This is a genomic window from Bradyrhizobium sp. Ken64 (genome assembly GCF_055807555.1).
This window is the reverse complement of sequence record NZ_JBVVPA010000003.1, coordinates 355,203-369,784: the sequence shown is the minus strand read 5'-3', so window position 1 is coordinate 369,784 and position 14,582 is coordinate 355,203. Positions and strand designations below refer to the sequence as shown.

Sequence of the window (14,582 nt, the reverse complement as noted above, 5' to 3'; positions counted from 1 at the left end):
GCCCGAGGCAGGAGCGCGTCAACAGCGTCCGGGACATATGCGACCTGCCGCGGGTGGGAGCCTTGGCCGCTGGCGGGAGCCTTGGCCGCGAGCTCCGCGCCACGCCTTTCGCTCGTCACGAATGCACGGCATAATGGCGCATGCAATTGACCTCGCGACTTGCGCTGATGAACTGGTTGGCCGGCCAGGGGCTCACCGGCCTGTCCGAACCCGAACTGCTGCGCGGCTTCTGCGAGCGCTGCCGCGCCGAGGGGCTGGAACTCTCGCGTGGGCTTGTCGTGATCGATACGCTGCACCCGATCTACGAGGGACGCGCCTTCCGCTGGAGCGATACGCCGACCAACGAGAGCGACGTGGTCGAATACGGCTCGACGGCCGAGGGCGACGCGGCCAACAATTGGCGCCGGTCGGTGTTCTATCATTTGCTCGAGCATGGTCACGACGAGATGGTGATCGACCTCGCCGACGCGCCTTCGCTCGATTTCTCGCAGATCGGCGAACTCGCCGAAACGGGGCACCGCCATTTCCTGGCCTTTGTGCACCGCTTCGGGGAGACCGGAGCGCTCGGGCAGATGGACTGCCTCTACTCCTCCTGGACAACGCGACGCGACTGCGGCTTCGCCGACGCCGAGCTCGCAGCGCTGCGCGACCTCGTGCCGGTGCTGGGGCTCGCGATCAAGTCGGCGCAGCAGGTCGACATCGCGCGCACGCTCGGCCGCGTCTATCTCGGACGCGACGCGTCAGAGCAGGTCTTGAGCGGACGTATCTCGCGCGGCGTCACCGAGCGCATCAACGCCGTGCTCTGGTATTCGGATCTGCGCGGCTCGACCGGAATCAGCGAGAGCATCGGCCCGGACGAGATCATCCCGTTCCTCAACGACTATGCGCAGGCCGTGATCGATGCGATCCACGACGCCGGCGGCGACGTGCTGAAGCTGATCGGCGACGGCGTGCTCGCGATGTTCACCGGTGAAGACATGGCGCATGCCCGGCGCGCGGCGCTGCGCGCCGAGCATCTATTCCGCAAGAACGTTGCAGCGCTCAATCTGCGGCGGGGCGCCGAGGGCCGTCCCACCACGTCCGCCTATATCGGCCTGCATGTCGGCGAAGTCTTCTACGGCAATATCGGCAGCGAGGACCGGCTTGATTTCACTGTGGTCGGTCCGACCGTGAACGAGGTCAGTCGCATTGCCTCAATGAGCCGTTCGGTCGATCGCGAGCTGCTGGCCTCGGCGGAATTCTACAAGGGCCTCGATGCCGCCGGCCGCCGCTACCTCGTCTCCACCGGCCGCTACGCGCTGCGCGGCATCGGCCGCGCACAGGATCTCTACACGCTCGATCCGGAGGTGGACGCGAGCGAGCCGGTGACGGGGAGCTACGAGCGGTATCTGGCGAGTTAGGTGCCGCTGCTCCCTCAATGTCGTCCTGGCGAAAGCCAGGACCCATAACCACCGACTGTAGTTTTGCGAAGACTCGTAGTTGGCGATTTTTGCCAAACTGCTCCCTGGGGTGATGGGTCCTGGCTTTCGCCAGGACGACGCCACCTAACACCGCGCCGCCGCCTCATCGCCCACCATGTCGGGCTGCCGGTCCAGCGCCACCGCGGGCGAGAGCCAAATGACCAGCGCCTGCACGCCGAACACGGCGGCGGCGAGATAGAGGCACGCTTCCGCGCTCCAGAGGCCGCCGACGATCGCACCCAGTGCCGAGCCGACCGGGCGAGCGCCGTAGCTCATGATGTTGATGGCGGAGACGCGGCCCAAGAGGCGAGGCGGCGTCACTGACTGGCGCAGCGTCGTGGTCGAGATCACCCACAGGATCGGCCCGACGCCGAGCAGGAAGAAGCTCAAGGCCGCAAGCAAGGGCGAGGGGACCAGCACCGTCAGCGCCATCACCATTGCGGCGACGAAGCCGGTGACGGGGCCGAGGCCCACGACCGTGCCGAACGCGATGCGCTTCATCACCCGCGTGGCGAACAGCGCGCCGATCACCATGCCGACGCCGTACATCGTCAGCACGGTGCCGACGCCGACCGCGTTCAGGCCGAGGTGACGTACGGCGTAGGGCACGAACACGGCGATCTGCAGGAACCATCCGGTGTTGAAGATGAACTGGGTGATGAAGACCGGCCGCAGCAGCGGATGATGAAACACGAAGGCCGCGCCCTCGCGGATGTCCTGAAGCGGATGCCGCCGTGGTGCCGACGTGCGGGCGGGCTCGTAGATACCGGAGAGCAGCACGACGGCGATGGCGGAGAGCGCAGCCGCAAAGCCGAAGGCCGGGCTCGCGCCCCACCACCCGACCAGCGCGCCGCCGAGCGCAGGGCCGCTGGCGAAGGCGATGGTGCGTGCGAGCTCGATCCGCGCATTGGCCGCCGGCAACAGGTCCGAACTCACCAGCGAGGGCACCAGCGCCGGCGCGGCCACGCTGTAGACGACGGTGCCGCACACGGCGGCAAAGCCGAGCAGCGCCAGCAGCGGCAGATTGAGCGCGCCGAGCGCGAGCAGCAGCACGATCGCCGCAAGGGCCGCGGCCCGCAGCGCCTCGGCGCCCGCCATCAGCGAACGGCGGGAGATGCGGTCGGCCAGCAAACCGGCCGGGATGGCGAAGAGGACGAAGGGCAGGGTCAGCGCGGTCTGGAGCAGGCCGGTCTGGCCCTCGGCAACGCCGAGCGTCAGCACCGCGACGATGGGGGCCGCGGCCAGCGCGATCTGTTCGGCCGACTGTGCCGCCAGGTTGGACCAGGCGAGGCGGTTGAATGTCTCGGGGAGGTGCGGGGGAATTGACATGGCTCATTTCCTGCAAAGTCGGTTTGGCGCCACTATCCGCCTCCGATGACCGCCAAACCCACCCGCTTCCCGACAGGGGCCGACCGCCGAGGGACCGATGCGGCTAGATGCAGTTGCAAATGAGTTGCAATAAGGCTCGACTTCGGTATTCTCGCCGCATGGATGCTCGCTCTCCCGATCTGACCCGAGACGCCGCCGGTTGGCGCAATAATGCGCCTGCGACCAAGAGCCTTGCCGAGGTGAATGCCTCGGTCGCCCTCCCCATCGCGGGGGTGTGGTGGCGGCGCCTGCTCGCCTTCGTCGGCCCGGGCTATCTGGTCTCGGTGGGGTACATGGACCCCGGCAATTGGGCGACCGATCTCGCCGGAGGGTCCAAGTTCGGCTACACGCTGCTCTCCGTCATCCTGCTCTCGAATTTGATGGCAATCCTGCTGCAATCGCTGGCGGCACGGCTCGGCATCGTCACCGACCGCGATCTCGCGCAGGCCTGCCGCGCGACCTATTCGCCGGCGGTGAACTTCACGCTGTGGCTCGCCTGCGAGGCGGCGATCATCGCCTGCGATCTCGCCGAGGTCATCGGCACGGCGATTGCGCTCAAGCTCCTCTTCGGCATTCCCCTGATCGGCGGCGCGCTGATCGCTGCGCTGGATGCCTTTTTGCTGCTCATCCTGATGAACCGTGGCTTCCGCTTCCTCGAAGCCTTCGTCATCGCATTGCTCGTCGTGATCGCAGTCTGCTTCACGGTCCAGCTTGCCGCGGCAGCACCGCCGGTGGCCGAGATGCTGAAGGGATTTGTGCCGAAGACCGAGATCTTCACCAACCCCGAGATGCTCTACATCGCGATCGGCATCATCGGCGCAACCGTGATGCCGCATAATCTCTATCTGCATTCCTCGATCGTGCAGACGCGCGCCTATGAGCGCAACGACACCGGCCGGCGCGAGGCGATCAAATGGGCGACGACGGACTCGACCATCGCCCTGATGCTGGCGCTGTTCATCAACGCGGCGATCCTCGTCGTCGCTGCCGCAACCTTCCACAAGAGCGGCCATTCCGACGTCGCCGAGATCGGCCAGGCCTTCGAGCTGCTGTCTCCGCTGCTCGGTCTCGGCATCGCCTCGACGCTGTTCGCGGTGGCGCTGCTCGCCTCGGGCCTGAATTCAACGGTGACGGCGACGCTCGCCGGACAGATCGTGATGGAAGGCTTTCTCGACCTGCGCCTGCCGAGCTGGGCGCGCCGGTTGCTGACGCGCGGCATCGCGATCGTTCCCGTGATCGTCGTCACCGCGATCTATGGCGAGCGGGGCACGGCCGATCTGCTGGTGTTCAGCCAGGTGGTGCTGTCGATGCAGCTGCCCTTCGCGGTCATCCCGCTGGTCCGCTTCGTCTCCGACCGCCGCAAGATGGGCAAGTTCGTCATACCGGTGTGGGTCGCGGCGATCGCGTGGATCGTCGCGGGCATCATTGTGATTTTGAACTTGAAGCTGCTCGCAGATACGCTGTTCGGGTGAACACGGCTGTCGTCGTCCGGCTCGACCGGACGACCCAGTATTCCAGAGACAGTTGTGAATGACCCGAGGCGTCGCGGCGTACTGGATACCCGCTTTCGCGTGGCATGACGGAGAGCTAATCCTGCGGCTCGGACGCGGCATCGCCTTGCGCGTCGATGCGCAGCCAGCCTGAGGGCGCGAGGCGCTGCTGCGGCAGGAAGCGGGCCTTGTAGTCCATCTTCTTCGAGCCTTCGATCCAATAGCCGAGATAGACGTAGGGCAATCCCTGCCGGCGGGCGCGGGCAATGTGGTCGAGAATCATGAAGGTGCCCATCGAGCGGCTGACTTCGCCGGGCTCGAAGAACGAATAAACCATCGACAGGCCGTCGCTGAGCACGTCGGTCAGCGCGACCGCGATCAGCTGCTCGCCACGACCGGTGATGCCACTGTCGGGACCACGCTTGCGGTACTCGATGATGCGGGTTTCGACATGGCTGTCCTCGACCATCATGGCGTAGTCGAGCACGGTCATGTCGGCCATGCCGCCATGGCGGTGACGGGAATCGAGATAGGCGCGGAACACCGAATATTGCTCGGAGGTCGGCACTGCGCTGCGCTGCTCGCCGATGATGTCGGCGTTGCGCGAAATCACCTTGCGGAAGTTGCGGGACGGACGGAACTCGTTGGCGATCACCCGGACCGAGACGCAGGCGCGACACTGGTCGCAGGCGGGACGGTAGGCGATCGATTGGCTGCGACGGAAGCCGCCATGGGTCAGGAGGTCGTTGAGATCACCGGCGCGCTCACCTACGAGGTGCGTAAACACCTTGCGCTCGTGCCGGCCCGGCAGATAGGGGCAGGGGGACGGCGCCGTGAGGTAAAATTGTGGGGTGTCGCGCGAGTGCTGGGTCAAGGGACGTCGTGGGCCTCCAAAATGTGCATCAGCATCGCGCTACGAAAGCCGCCGGTCAATCGGTCTACTCGGCAGGTCAGATCGGTCAGCATAGCGGGTCCAGGTTGATAGGTCCTTGATCCGGGTTCGTTGATCAGTAGGTCGTTGATCAATAGGTCCTGGCGCCCTGCGGCACCGGCGCACGAACGGAATTGTTGATCACGACCGTTCCCAGCACGAAATCCTGCAGCAAGCGCCTGCGCCCGTTGAACAGCCCGACCAGCACCACGAAGGGCGACAGGAACGAAACGGTCACCCAGAACAGCACGGCGTGGGTGGCGCCGAGCACGAAATAGCCGGGCGCGCCGTACCAAGTGCGCAACTCAAGATCCATCACGCGCATGCCGATGGTCGCGGACGACGGACCGCCGATGCAGGCGCCGTAATAGACGATGGCCCAGATCACGGAGGCCGGCCACGCCAGCCAGAACAGCGCCCAGCCGATGCCGAGCGTGACCACGCCGAACACCGCGATGAAGAGGTAGCCGAGGATCACCGGCACCGAGATCACGACCATGTCGATCAGGAAGGCGAACACCCGCCGCGTCGCAACGCCGCGGAACAGTTCCGGGTGCAGATAGGGATCGTAAGCATGCGGCTGCGCCCCACCGTCATTGCGCCAGGCATTGCCCGAGTCCGAATACGACATGACCGTTCTCCCGAGGGAAACTCCCGTGGCAGGACTCCCGTGGAAGGACATGGGAACAGGCCGTCCGCGTGCCAAGGGCGCCGACATTAACAAGCCGAAATATTCCGGCGATTCGGGGGCGGGGGAGGTGGGGAGGAACGGTGTCGGCGTGCCAAACCCTCCGTGTCGTCCTGGCGAAAGCCAGGACCCATCACCCCAGGGAGAAATTTGGCGAATACTGGGAGTTGATCCCTTCGCCGGTATCGATACCGCGTGCTCTCAATAGATCACGCGGTATGGGTCCTGGCTTTCGCCAGGACGACGGTGGGGAAGCAGGGTGCCAACCTTCGCCGGGACGATATTCGGGAGGTAGCGTACCTTACCCCTGAGCGCGCAGCTTCTCCGCTGCCTTCGGTGCGAAATAGCTCAGCACACCGTCGGCGCCGGCGCGCTTGAACGCCAGCAGGCTCTCCATCATGGCGCGGTCGCCGTCGAGCCAGCCGTTGTTGGCGGCTGCCGCGATCATCGCGTATTCGCCGGACACCTGGTAGGCGAAGGTCGGCATCGCGAATGTGTCCTTCACGCGACGGACGACGTCGAGATAGGGCATGCCGGGCTTGACCATCACCATGTCGGCGCCCTCGGAAATGTCGAGCTCGACCTCGCGGAGCGCCTCGTCGGTGTTGGCGCTGTCCATCTGGTAGGTGCGCTTGTCGCCGGTGAGCGTCTTGGCCGAGCCGATGGCGTCGCGGAACGGGCCGTAGAAGGCGGAGGCGTATTTTGCGGCATAGGCCATGATCTGCACGTCGAGCAGGCCGGTGCGATCCAGGCCCTCGCGGATCGCGGCGACGCGGCCGTCCATCATGTCGGAGGGCGCGATGATGTCGCAGCCGGCTTCGGCCTGCACCAGCGCCTGACGCACCAGCACGGCGACCGTCTCGTCGTTCAGGATCTTGCCGTCGGAGATCAGGCCGTCATGGCCGTGGCTGGTGAAGGGATCGAGCGCGACGTCGCAGAGAATGCCGATCTCCGGAAACTCCTTCTTGATCGCGCGCACCGCCTGGCAGACCAGGTTGTTCGGGTTGGTGGCTTCCGAGCCCTCCTCGTCGCGCAGGGAGGGGTCGGTGTAGGGAAACAGCGCGAGGCAGGGGATGGTGAGCTTCATCGCGCGCTCGGCGTCGCGCACGGCCTGGTCGACGCTGAGACGCTCAACGCCCGGCATCGAGGCGATCTGCTCGCGCTTGTTGTTGCCATCGATCAGGAACAGCGGCCAGATCAGATCGTCCGTCGTGAGCACGTTCTCGCGCACCATGCGCCGGGCCCATTCGGCCTTGCGGTTGCGGCGCGGGCGGACGGTCAGATCGAGGGCAGGGGAGGCCCCAGTGCCATCCCGGCGCGAGACCTCGCGCAATTCGATCGGACGTCCGTATTTGATCGCCATCACTCTTCCTCCGGCTGGAATTATTCTTATACCAGCTCGCATGGTTCCCGTCACCGCGGCTTGACGTGCCGCAAAAGATGGCAGCCGATTGATTTTGCGGGGCAAAGCAGCCAGAAGGGGGCATGTCCGAGATTTCCACCCGCGATGCGGCCCGCGACAGCACCAGGGACGCCGTCCGAGACAATGCCCGAGACAGTGCAATGTCGGTGGCGGCGATCTCGTCGGAGCGAGCCGAGTCCGACGACAATGTCTGGACGCGCCGGCTCGTGCTGTTCCTGCGAGTCATGGCGCTGCTCTCGATCTTCAAGGGCCTTTATCATTGGGCTCAGGTCACCGGTTTCGTCGGCGGCGAGGACGAGGCCTTCGAGAACCAGTCGATGGCCTGGCAGGCCTCGACCATCTACTTCGCCGTGATCGAACTCGTTGCCGCGGTTGGGCTGTGGCTGGCCACGCCTTGGGGCGCCGTGGTGTGGCTGACGACCGTAGTGTCGATGGCGGTGATCGAGCTGATGTTCCCGGGCATCTACGGCGGCAGCCTGGTCGTGGTCGGGGTCGAAGCCTTCATGCTGGCCGCCTATCTCGCACTCGCCTGGATGGCCGCACGCGAACGGCCGCCATAGGCGAAGTCATTTCAACGTTCTCTCTCTCTCTCTCTCTCTTGCCCCGGACGCTGCGCAGCACGCAGTGATGCGCTGCTGAGCCGGGGCCCATCTCTCCACAAGCGCGTTTGTGGCCCCTCGTGTCCCGGATCTTCGCTGCGCTCGTCCGGGACACGAGGGCGCAGTTGTGCCCGCTTGGTTGACGGTTGGTTGCGTAAAATTCGACGTAAGTTTTCGCTAACCAGCGTGTTCCGCCACAGCTCTTACGCGGCCGTTTCGAAACGGGGCGGGGCTGTTCTGGAATGCGACAATCGGGGCGGACGGAGGGTGAACAGGACCTTGCGAGAGTCAACAGAGAGTTGCGAAAAGTGCTTGTGGCACAGGCTTAATCCGCAATTCACTGTCTTAAATTCATGATCTCTTTATTCTCTTATTTAAGCCGATCTTCAAACGAGCCCCCTTAAGTTGCACCTATCAGACGGGACACAAGTTTCGTCGAATGAGTGTCGATAAAAACGACAACAGGGGAAGTGTCATGATGAAAGCCGTCGCAACTGCGGCAGATACCGCAGAGCGCGTCTCCGGCCAGCAGGGTTCGGTGCAGACGCTCTATCTGGAAGCTTTGACTCTGGTGGAGCGGCTGCATCGCCGGCTGCTCGACGTCATCAAGGACGAGTTCGATCGCCGCGGCCGTGCGGACATCAACTCGGTGCAGGCGCTGCTGCTCTACAACATCGGCGACAAGGAGCTGACCGCGGGCGAACTGCGCACGCGCGGTTATTACCTCGGCTCCAACGTCTCCTACAATCTGAAGAAGCTCGTCGAACTGGGCTTCCTCGATCATCAGCGCTCGCGCGTCGATCGCCGCTCGGTGCGCATCCGCCTGACGCCGCAGGGCCAGGAAGTCCGCCGCATCGTCGACTCGCTCTACCAGAAGCACGTCAAGACGGTCGAGCAGGTCGGTGGCATCTCGGGCGAGGAGTTCTCGACCCTGAACAAGTCGCTGCACCGCCTCGAGCGGTTCTGGACCGACCAGATCCTGTATCGTCTCTGAGTTCTTTTCGACGGGACAAGGCCAAGCCGGCCCACAACAAGACCGGCAAGCCTCCCGAACGTGCCTGAGCTTCCCCAAGCGCGCCGGCCCGGCTCTGCCCGGACCGGTGCGTTTTTCCATTTCGCGGTTGCGAAAAAAATCCCCAACCGCAGGGAACGAGTTCCCGGTTCGGCGCTTATCCTCTTCGATCGGAGGGCGGACGATGCTGGTCGAGCGTGGCGTGGGGGTGATGAACGTGGAACTCGTGAGCGAGGCCTACGCCATCGCCGCGAACTATCTTCGCCGCTCCGGCGCGATCCGGGACACCCTCGTCACCGACGAACGCCTGCTCGAAATCGTCATCAAGCTGCTCCAGCGCGGCGAACTCAACAAGATCAGGCTGGCCAACAAGGCCATCGTCAGGTTCGAGGCGCAGTCCGAGGCCAAAGCGGTTGCCTGATCTCAACTCCCAAACGCGGCAAGAACCAGAGGGTGCCATGGAAGCTGCCATCGACCGGATCATGCATACCTACGATTTGCTCGCCAACCGCACGTCTGCGGCGAGCGCGGAGGCGCGGGAAAAGGTGACGAACTACCTCAACACCTTGATGGAAGCCGGCGAGAAGGACACCCACAGGTTGACGGTTTGCGGCCTCACCTATCTGCGGCAGCTCGACGGCAGTGTGGATCCCGTGAAGGCGGGGTATACCGGGCTTTAGAGGCCGGCCGGACGTCAGCCGGTCGCACCGCGGCGTTTCGAGCGCAAAGCGGACCCTCCCGGGCATGGACGACTGGATGCCGGCCGGTCGTCCAATTTTCCAATCCCACCATATCTTGCATAAATCACAGGTCCGACCCGCAAACCCTTGGCCTGTTGCGGGCGATGTGGTAGATCGCGCTCGCCGCTTCCGATCGCCACACCAGACCCGCCCGTAGCCCACCAAACGGCTGCGGCGGTGGAGATATTCGCAAGATGACCTTCGCCAAAACCGCCTCCGCGCCCGATTCGTTTTTCACCGCCTCGCTCGAGCAGGCTGACCCGGAAATCGCAGCCGCCATCAAGGGCGAGCTCGGCCGCCAGCGTCACGAGGTCGAGCTGATCGCCTCCGAGAACATCGTCAGCCGTGCCGTGCTGGAAGCGCAGGGTTCGGTGATGACCAACAAATATGCGGAAGGCTATCCGGGCGCGCGCTACTACGGCGGTTGTGAGTGGGTCGACGTCGCCGAGAACCTCGCGATCGATCGCGCCAAGAAGCTGTTCGGCGCCAACTTCGCCAATGTGCAGCCGAACTCCGGCAGCCAGATGAACCAGGCAGTGTTTCTGGCGCTGCTTCAGCCCGGCGACACCTTCATGGGCCTCGATCTTGCGGCCGGCGGCCATCTCACCCACGGCTCCCCCGTCAACATGAGCGGCAAGTGGTTCAAGGCCGCGCACTACACCGTGCGCCGCGAGGACCAGATCATCGACATGGACGCCGTCGCCAAGCAGGCCGCGGAGGTCAAGCCGAAGCTGATCGTGGCCGGCGGCTCGGCCTATTCGCGCGCCTGGGACTTCAAGCGCTTCCGCGAGATCGCGGACAGCGTCGGCGCGTACCTGCTGGTCGACATGGCGCACTTCGCCGGTCTCGTCGCCGGCGGCGTGCATGCCTCGCCCGTGCCGTATGCGCACATCACCACCACGACGACGCACAAGTCGCTGCGCGGACCCCGCGGCGGCCTGATGCTATGGAATGACGAGGCGCTGACCAAGAAATTCAACTCGGCGATCTTCCCGGGATTGCAGGGCGGACCCTTGATGCATGTGATCGCGGCGAAGGCGGTCGCCTTTGCCGAGGCGCTGCGGCCGGACTTCAAGGTCTATGCCAAGAACGTCGTCGAGAACGCCAAGGCGCTGGCCGAGGCGATGAAGGGCCACGGCTTCGACATTGTCTCCGGCGGCACCGATAATCATCTGATGCTGGTTGACCTCCGGCCGAAGGGCCTGAAGGGCAACGCCTCGGAGAAGGCGCTGGTTCGCGCCGCCATCACCTGCAACAAGAACGGCATTCCGTTCGACCCCGAGTCACCGTTTGTCACCTCCGGTATTCGTCTGGGCACGCCGGCGGCGACCACCCGCGGGTTCGGCGTTGCCGAATTCCAGCAGGTCGGCGGCATGATCGCCGAAGTCCTCAACGCGATCGCACAATCTTCCGACGGCAAGGCGCCGCTGGTCGAAGCCGCGATCAAGGAACGGGTCAAGGCGCTCACCGACCGTTTCCCGATCTATCAGTAAGGCTCAAGACAACCGGTCAAGGTCAACGGATGCGCTGCCCGAACTGCAACAGTCTCGATACGCAGGTGAAGGACTCGCGTCCGACCGAAGACTCTTCCGTGATCCGCAGGCGGCGCGTGTGCGTCGCCTGCAATTTCCGCTTCACCACCTTCGAGCGGGTGCAGCTGCGCGAGCTCACCGTGATCAAGCGCAACGGCCGCCGCGTGCCGTTCGACCGCGACAAGCTGATGCGCTCGGTGTCGATCAGCTTGCGCAAGCGGCAGGTCGAGCCTGAAAGGGTGGAGAAGATGGTCTCCACCATCGTGCGCGAGCTCGAGACCGGGGGCGAGGCCGAAATCTCCTCGGAGGTGATCGGCGAGACCGTGATGGAGCATCTGCGCACGCTCGACGACGTCGCCTATGTCCGCTTCGCCTCGGTCTACCGCAATTTCCGCGAGGCCAAGGATTTCGCCGACGTGCTTGGCGAGCTCTCCGGTGAGGAGGAAGCGCGGCTCGCCGCGATCCGCAAATGATCTTCCGCATCCTGGAAGATCAATTCGCGCAAAAGGCGCGCGAGTCCAGGGATGCCGACCGGCGCTTCATGGAGCTTGCGCTGGCGCTCGGCAGGCGCGGGCAGGGACGTACCTGGCCCAATCCCGCCGTCGGCGCCGTCATCGTCAAGGACGGCGTGATCGTCGGCCGCGGCTGGACCCAACCAGGCGGACGGCCGCATGGCGAGCCCGAAGCGCTACGGCGTGCGGGCGAGGCCGCGCGCGGCGCCACGCTCTACGTCACGCTGGAGCCGTGCTCGCATGTCGGCAAGTCGCCGCCGTGCGCCGACGCCGTGATCGCCGCCGGCATCACGCGGGTGGTGGCCGCGATCGAGGATCCCAATCCGGAAGTCGCGGGTCAGGGCCATGCGCGCCTGCGCGCCGCCGGAATCACGGTGGATGTGGGTCTGTGCGCGCGCGAAGCCGCCTTTGATCATGCCGGGCATTTCCGTCGCATCAGGGATCACCGCCCGCATGTGATCCTGAAGCTCGCGGTCTCGCCCGACGGCAAGATCGGCGCAGCCGGCGGCAAGCCGGTCGCGATCACCGGCGAGGCGGCGCGCGACCGGGTGCATCTTCTGCGCGCCTCGAGCGACGCCATCCTGGTCGGCATCGGCACGGTGCTGGCGGACGATCCGCAGCTCGACTGCCGCCTGCCGGGCATGGCGGCGCGCTCACCGGTGCGCGTGGTGCTCGATCAGAGCCTGCGCATTCCCGGCGCGAGCAAGCTCGTTGGCTCCGCGCGCGAGATTCCGCTGTGGGTGGTGGGTTCTGAACTCGCGGAGGCCGCGGCCGCCACGCGGCTCGGTGCCGCCGGCGCGCAGGTGATCCGGGTGCCGCCCGGCAACGCCTCGGGTCTCGATCTTGCGGCCGTGCTGCATGCCTTGGCCGGGAAGGGCATCACGCGGCTGATGGTCGAGGGCGGCAGCCGCGTCGCGGCGTCCTTCATCGCCGCCGACCTCGTTGACGAGATCTGGCTGTTCCGCGGCGCGGAGGCGGTGGGCGCCGACGGGGTGGATGCGCTCGCTGCATTGCCGCTGTCGAAAATCACGCAGTCGCAGGCCTACAAGGTTCATGCTAGCGAGACCTTCGATCAGGATACTCTCACCATCTACGAGCGCGCGTAATGTTCACCGGCATTGTCACCGATATCGGCGAGATCGTCGGCTTCACACCGAGGGCGCAGGGCCAGTTGCATCGGCTGCGCATCGCCTGCCGCTACGACCAGACCAGCATTGCCGACGGCGCCTCGATCGCCTGCAATGGCGTCTGCCTGACGGTGGTTGCTTCCGGTGTCGAAGGCGGCAAGGACTCTGCTCAAAGGACCTGGTTCGACGTCGATGCCGCGGCCGAGACGCTGGCGCTGACGACGGCCAAGCACTGGAGGGTCGGCACCAGGCTCAATCTCGAGCGTGCGCTCAAGATCGGCGACGAGCTTGGCGGGCATATCGTCGCCGGCCATGCCGATGGCATCGCGACCCTCGTCAGCCGCGAGGATCTGCCCGACATGGCGCGGTTCGAGCTCTCCACGACGCGGGAGCTGGCGCGGTTCATCGCGACCAAGGGCTCGATCACGCTCGATGGCGTGTCGCTGACGGTTAATACGGTGAAGGACGTGACCTTTTCGGTGCTGATCATCCCGCACACCCTCACGGTCACGACGATCGGCGGCTGGAAGGCGGGGGATGACGTCAATATCGAGGTCGATCTGATGGCCCGCTATGCGGCGCGGCTGACGGAAATGAAGTGACGGCGTCTTTAAACTTGGCTTACCCGCTGGTGGCGACTACATAGCGCCAACCCCTGTGGAACGGATTTGACGATGGCAGACGCGCGGCGCGCACCCCTGAAGGACCAGACCGACATCTCCGGCGCACGCGCGCTGATTGTCGAGGCGCGGTTCTATGACGATCTCCAGGACGCGATGCTCGAAGGCGCGGTGGCAGAGCTGAAGGCGGCCGGTCTGACCCACGATGTCATCACGGTTCCCGGCGCACTGGAGATTCCTGCGGCGATCGCCATCGCGGTTGATGCCGCGGCCGCCAATGGCAAGCCCTATGACGCCGCGATTGCGCTCGGCTGCGTGATCCGTGGCGACACCATCCATTTCGAGATCGTCTCGCAGGAATCCTCGCGCGCGCTGATGGACCTGGCGGTGGCGCGCAAGCTGCCGCTCGGCAACGGCATTCTCACTGTCAACACCGAGGCGCAGGCCTGGGCGCGGGCGCGCGCCAGCGAGCTGAACAAGGGCGGCGATGCCGCGCGGGCCGCGATTGCGATGCTGCGCATAAAGCGCCGGCTGGCGCGGGCTTGATCATGGCCGATAACAACAAGAAGCCGCCGGCTGGCACGGAGAAGAAAGCGAACCGGCGCGGTGCGGCGCGGCTCGCGGCCGTGCAGGCGCTGTATCAGATGGATATCGGCGGCGCCGGCATCAACGACATTTTTGCAGAGTTCGAAAGCCACTGGCTCGGCAACGAGGTCGAGGGCGACACATATCTCCCGGCGGAAGCGGCGTTCTTCCGCGACGTCGTCTCCGGCGTCGTGCGCGACCAGAAGAAGCTCGATCCGCTGATCGACGAGGCGCTGTCGAAGGGCTGGCCGTTGAAGCGCATCGAAGCGATCCTGCGCGCGGTGCTGCGGGCAGGGGCGTACGAATTGGAACACCGCAAGGACGTGCCGGGCCGCGTCGTCGTATCCGAATATGTCGACGTCGCCAATGCCTTCGTCGACCGCGAGGAGACCGGCATGGTCAACGCGGTGCTCGACCAGATTGGCCGCCAGTTTCGCGGTGACGAGTTCGGGCGGGGGTAGACGGCGCGAGGGCGGTGATTTGATGCGATGCGGC

General features: G+C 65.2%; 16 protein-coding genes. 12 read left to right on the top strand and 4 right to left on the bottom strand.

Annotated features, from left to right (window positions below; all coding sequences use genetic code 11):
- Nucleotides 1–140: 140 nt before the first annotated feature.
- Nucleotides 141–1,400, top strand: coding sequence for an adenylate/guanylate cyclase domain-containing protein (locus AC0L2F_RS07615; protein WP_473247995.1), 1,260 nt, complete (start codon nt 141–143; stop codon nt 1,398–1,400).
- A 144-nt stretch (nt 1,401–1,544) separates the two neighbouring features.
- Here the strand turns inward: AC0L2F_RS07615 and AC0L2F_RS07610 are convergent, their stop codons facing one another.
- Entirely contained in the window at nt 1,545–2,789 is a 1,245-nt protein-coding gene (locus AC0L2F_RS07610; RefSeq protein ID WP_007611135.1) for an MFS transporter, read from the bottom strand.
- 158 nt (nt 2,790–2,947) lie between these two features.
- Here AC0L2F_RS07610 and AC0L2F_RS07605 point away from each other — a divergent pair, with 158 nt between their 5' ends.
- Nucleotides 2,948–4,300 carry an Nramp family divalent metal transporter gene (locus AC0L2F_RS07605; protein WP_473247994.1) on the top strand — a complete coding sequence of 451 codons (1,353 nt, stop codon included), beginning with the start codon at nt 2,948–2,950 and terminating at the stop codon, nt 4,298–4,300.
- Nucleotides 4,301–4,415: 115 nt separating this feature from the next.
- On the opposite strand, the gene AC0L2F_RS07600 is transcribed toward AC0L2F_RS07605, so the two are convergent.
- From AC0L2F_RS07600 to hemB, 3 genes are all read right to left on the bottom strand, one after another.
- Nucleotides 4,416–5,192 (bottom strand): arginyltransferase, encoded by a 777-nt coding sequence (locus AC0L2F_RS07600; RefSeq protein ID WP_007611125.1) that lies wholly within the window; start codon nt 5,190–5,192, stop codon nt 4,416–4,418.
- Between the two features lie 148 nt (nt 5,193–5,340).
- Nucleotides 5,341–5,880, bottom strand: a complete 540-nt coding sequence (locus tag AC0L2F_RS07595) for an RDD family protein (RefSeq protein ID WP_007611123.1) — start codon at nt 5,878–5,880, stop codon at nt 5,341–5,343.
- Nucleotides 5,881–6,238: 358 nt separating this feature from the next.
- Nucleotides 6,239–7,300: a porphobilinogen synthase gene (hemB, locus tag AC0L2F_RS07590; protein ID WP_007611121.1), complete on the bottom strand. Its 1,062-nt coding sequence runs from the start codon at nt 7,298–7,300 to the stop codon at nt 6,239–6,241.
- 122 nt (nt 7,301–7,422) lie between these two features.
- Between hemB and AC0L2F_RS07585 the strand changes: the two genes are divergently transcribed.
- From AC0L2F_RS07585 to nusB, 10 genes are all read left to right on the top strand, one after another.
- The gene (locus AC0L2F_RS07585; RefSeq protein ID WP_063996087.1) at nt 7,423–7,920 is read left to right on the top strand and encodes a DUF6163 family protein; all 498 of its coding nucleotides are present in this window, start codon (nt 7,423–7,425) and stop codon (nt 7,918–7,920) included.
- Nucleotides 7,921–8,434: 514 nt separating this feature from the next.
- Entirely contained in the window at nt 8,435–8,953 is a 519-nt protein-coding gene (ldtR, locus tag AC0L2F_RS07580; RefSeq protein WP_007603420.1) for a transcriptional regulator LdtR, read from the top strand.
- 202 nt (nt 8,954–9,155) lie between these two features.
- Nucleotides 9,156–9,392: a hypothetical protein gene (locus AC0L2F_RS07575; protein WP_007611117.1), complete on the top strand. Its 237-nt coding sequence runs from the start codon at nt 9,156–9,158 to the stop codon at nt 9,390–9,392.
- Nucleotides 9,393–9,429: 37 nt separating this feature from the next.
- Nucleotides 9,430–9,651 carry a hypothetical protein gene (locus AC0L2F_RS07570; RefSeq protein ID WP_007603423.1) on the top strand — a complete coding sequence of 74 codons (222 nt, stop codon included), beginning with the start codon at nt 9,430–9,432 and terminating at the stop codon, nt 9,649–9,651.
- Between the two features lie 254 nt (nt 9,652–9,905).
- Nucleotides 9,906–11,204 carry a serine hydroxymethyltransferase gene (glyA, locus tag AC0L2F_RS07565; RefSeq protein ID WP_007611109.1) on the top strand — a complete coding sequence of 433 codons (1,299 nt, stop codon included), beginning with the start codon at nt 9,906–9,908 and terminating at the stop codon, nt 11,202–11,204.
- 29 nt (nt 11,205–11,233) lie between these two features.
- Complete coding sequence (gene nrdR, locus AC0L2F_RS07560) at nt 11,234–11,716, top strand: transcriptional regulator NrdR (protein WP_007603426.1); 483 nt, start codon at nt 11,234–11,236, stop codon at nt 11,714–11,716.
- On the top strand, nt 11,713–12,861 hold the full coding sequence (ribD, locus tag AC0L2F_RS07555; protein WP_007611104.1) for a bifunctional diaminohydroxyphosphoribosylaminopyrimidine deaminase/5-amino-6-(5-phosphoribosylamino)uracil reductase RibD: 1,149 nt from the start codon (nt 11,713–11,715) through the stop codon (nt 12,859–12,861). The genes nrdR and ribD overlap by 4 nt, the downstream gene beginning before the upstream one ends.
- Entirely contained in the window at nt 12,861–13,484 is a 624-nt protein-coding gene (locus AC0L2F_RS07550) for a riboflavin synthase (protein WP_007611102.1), read from the top strand. The genes ribD and AC0L2F_RS07550 overlap by 1 nt, the downstream gene beginning before the upstream one ends.
- 72 nt (nt 13,485–13,556) lie before the next feature.
- Nucleotides 13,557–14,048: a 6,7-dimethyl-8-ribityllumazine synthase gene (gene ribH, locus AC0L2F_RS07545; protein WP_007611095.1), complete on the top strand. Its 492-nt coding sequence runs from the start codon at nt 13,557–13,559 to the stop codon at nt 14,046–14,048.
- A gap of 2 nt (nt 14,049–14,050) precedes the next feature.
- Nucleotides 14,051–14,548 carry a transcription antitermination factor NusB gene (nusB, locus tag AC0L2F_RS07540; RefSeq protein ID WP_007611091.1) on the top strand — a complete coding sequence of 166 codons (498 nt, stop codon included), beginning with the start codon at nt 14,051–14,053 and terminating at the stop codon, nt 14,546–14,548.
- The last annotated feature ends 34 nt before the right edge of the window (nt 14,549–14,582 follow it).

Excerpts from the sequence above, each read along its gene's own strand:
- AC0L2F_RS07615 (WP_473247995.1), top strand. The coding sequence starts at position 141 with ATGCAATTGACCTCGCGACTTGCGCTGATGAACTGGTTGGCCGGCCAG.
- AC0L2F_RS07610 (WP_007611135.1), bottom strand. The coding sequence starts at position 2,789 with ATGTCAATTCCCCCGCACCTCCCCGAGACATTCAACCGCCTCGCCTGG.
- AC0L2F_RS07605 (WP_473247994.1), top strand. The coding sequence starts at position 2,948 with ATGGATGCTCGCTCTCCCGATCTGACCCGAGACGCCGCCGGTTGGCGC.
- AC0L2F_RS07595 (WP_007611123.1), bottom strand. The coding sequence starts at position 5,880 with ATGTCGTATTCGGACTCGGGCAATGCCTGGCGCAATGACGGTGGGGCG.
- hemB (WP_007611121.1), bottom strand. The coding sequence starts at position 7,300 with ATGGCGATCAAATACGGACGTCCGATCGAATTGCGCGAGGTCTCGCGC.
- AC0L2F_RS07585 (WP_063996087.1), top strand. The coding sequence starts at position 7,423 with ATGTCCGAGATTTCCACCCGCGATGCGGCCCGCGACAGCACCAGGGAC.
- ldtR (WP_007603420.1), top strand. The coding sequence starts at position 8,435 with ATGATGAAAGCCGTCGCAACTGCGGCAGATACCGCAGAGCGCGTCTCC.
- AC0L2F_RS07575 (WP_007611117.1), top strand. The coding sequence starts at position 9,156 with ATGCTGGTCGAGCGTGGCGTGGGGGTGATGAACGTGGAACTCGTGAGC.
- AC0L2F_RS07570 (WP_007603423.1), top strand. The coding sequence starts at position 9,430 with ATGGAAGCTGCCATCGACCGGATCATGCATACCTACGATTTGCTCGCC.
- glyA (WP_007611109.1), top strand. The coding sequence starts at position 9,906 with ATGACCTTCGCCAAAACCGCCTCCGCGCCCGATTCGTTTTTCACCGCC.
- nrdR (WP_007603426.1), top strand. The coding sequence starts at position 11,234 with ATGCGCTGCCCGAACTGCAACAGTCTCGATACGCAGGTGAAGGACTCG.
- ribD (WP_007611104.1), top strand. The coding sequence starts at position 11,713 with ATGATCTTCCGCATCCTGGAAGATCAATTCGCGCAAAAGGCGCGCGAG.
- AC0L2F_RS07550 (WP_007611102.1), top strand. The coding sequence starts at position 12,861 with ATGTTCACCGGCATTGTCACCGATATCGGCGAGATCGTCGGCTTCACA.
- ribH (WP_007611095.1), top strand. The coding sequence starts at position 13,557 with ATGGCAGACGCGCGGCGCGCACCCCTGAAGGACCAGACCGACATCTCC.
- nusB (WP_007611091.1), top strand. The coding sequence starts at position 14,051 with ATGGCCGATAACAACAAGAAGCCGCCGGCTGGCACGGAGAAGAAAGCG.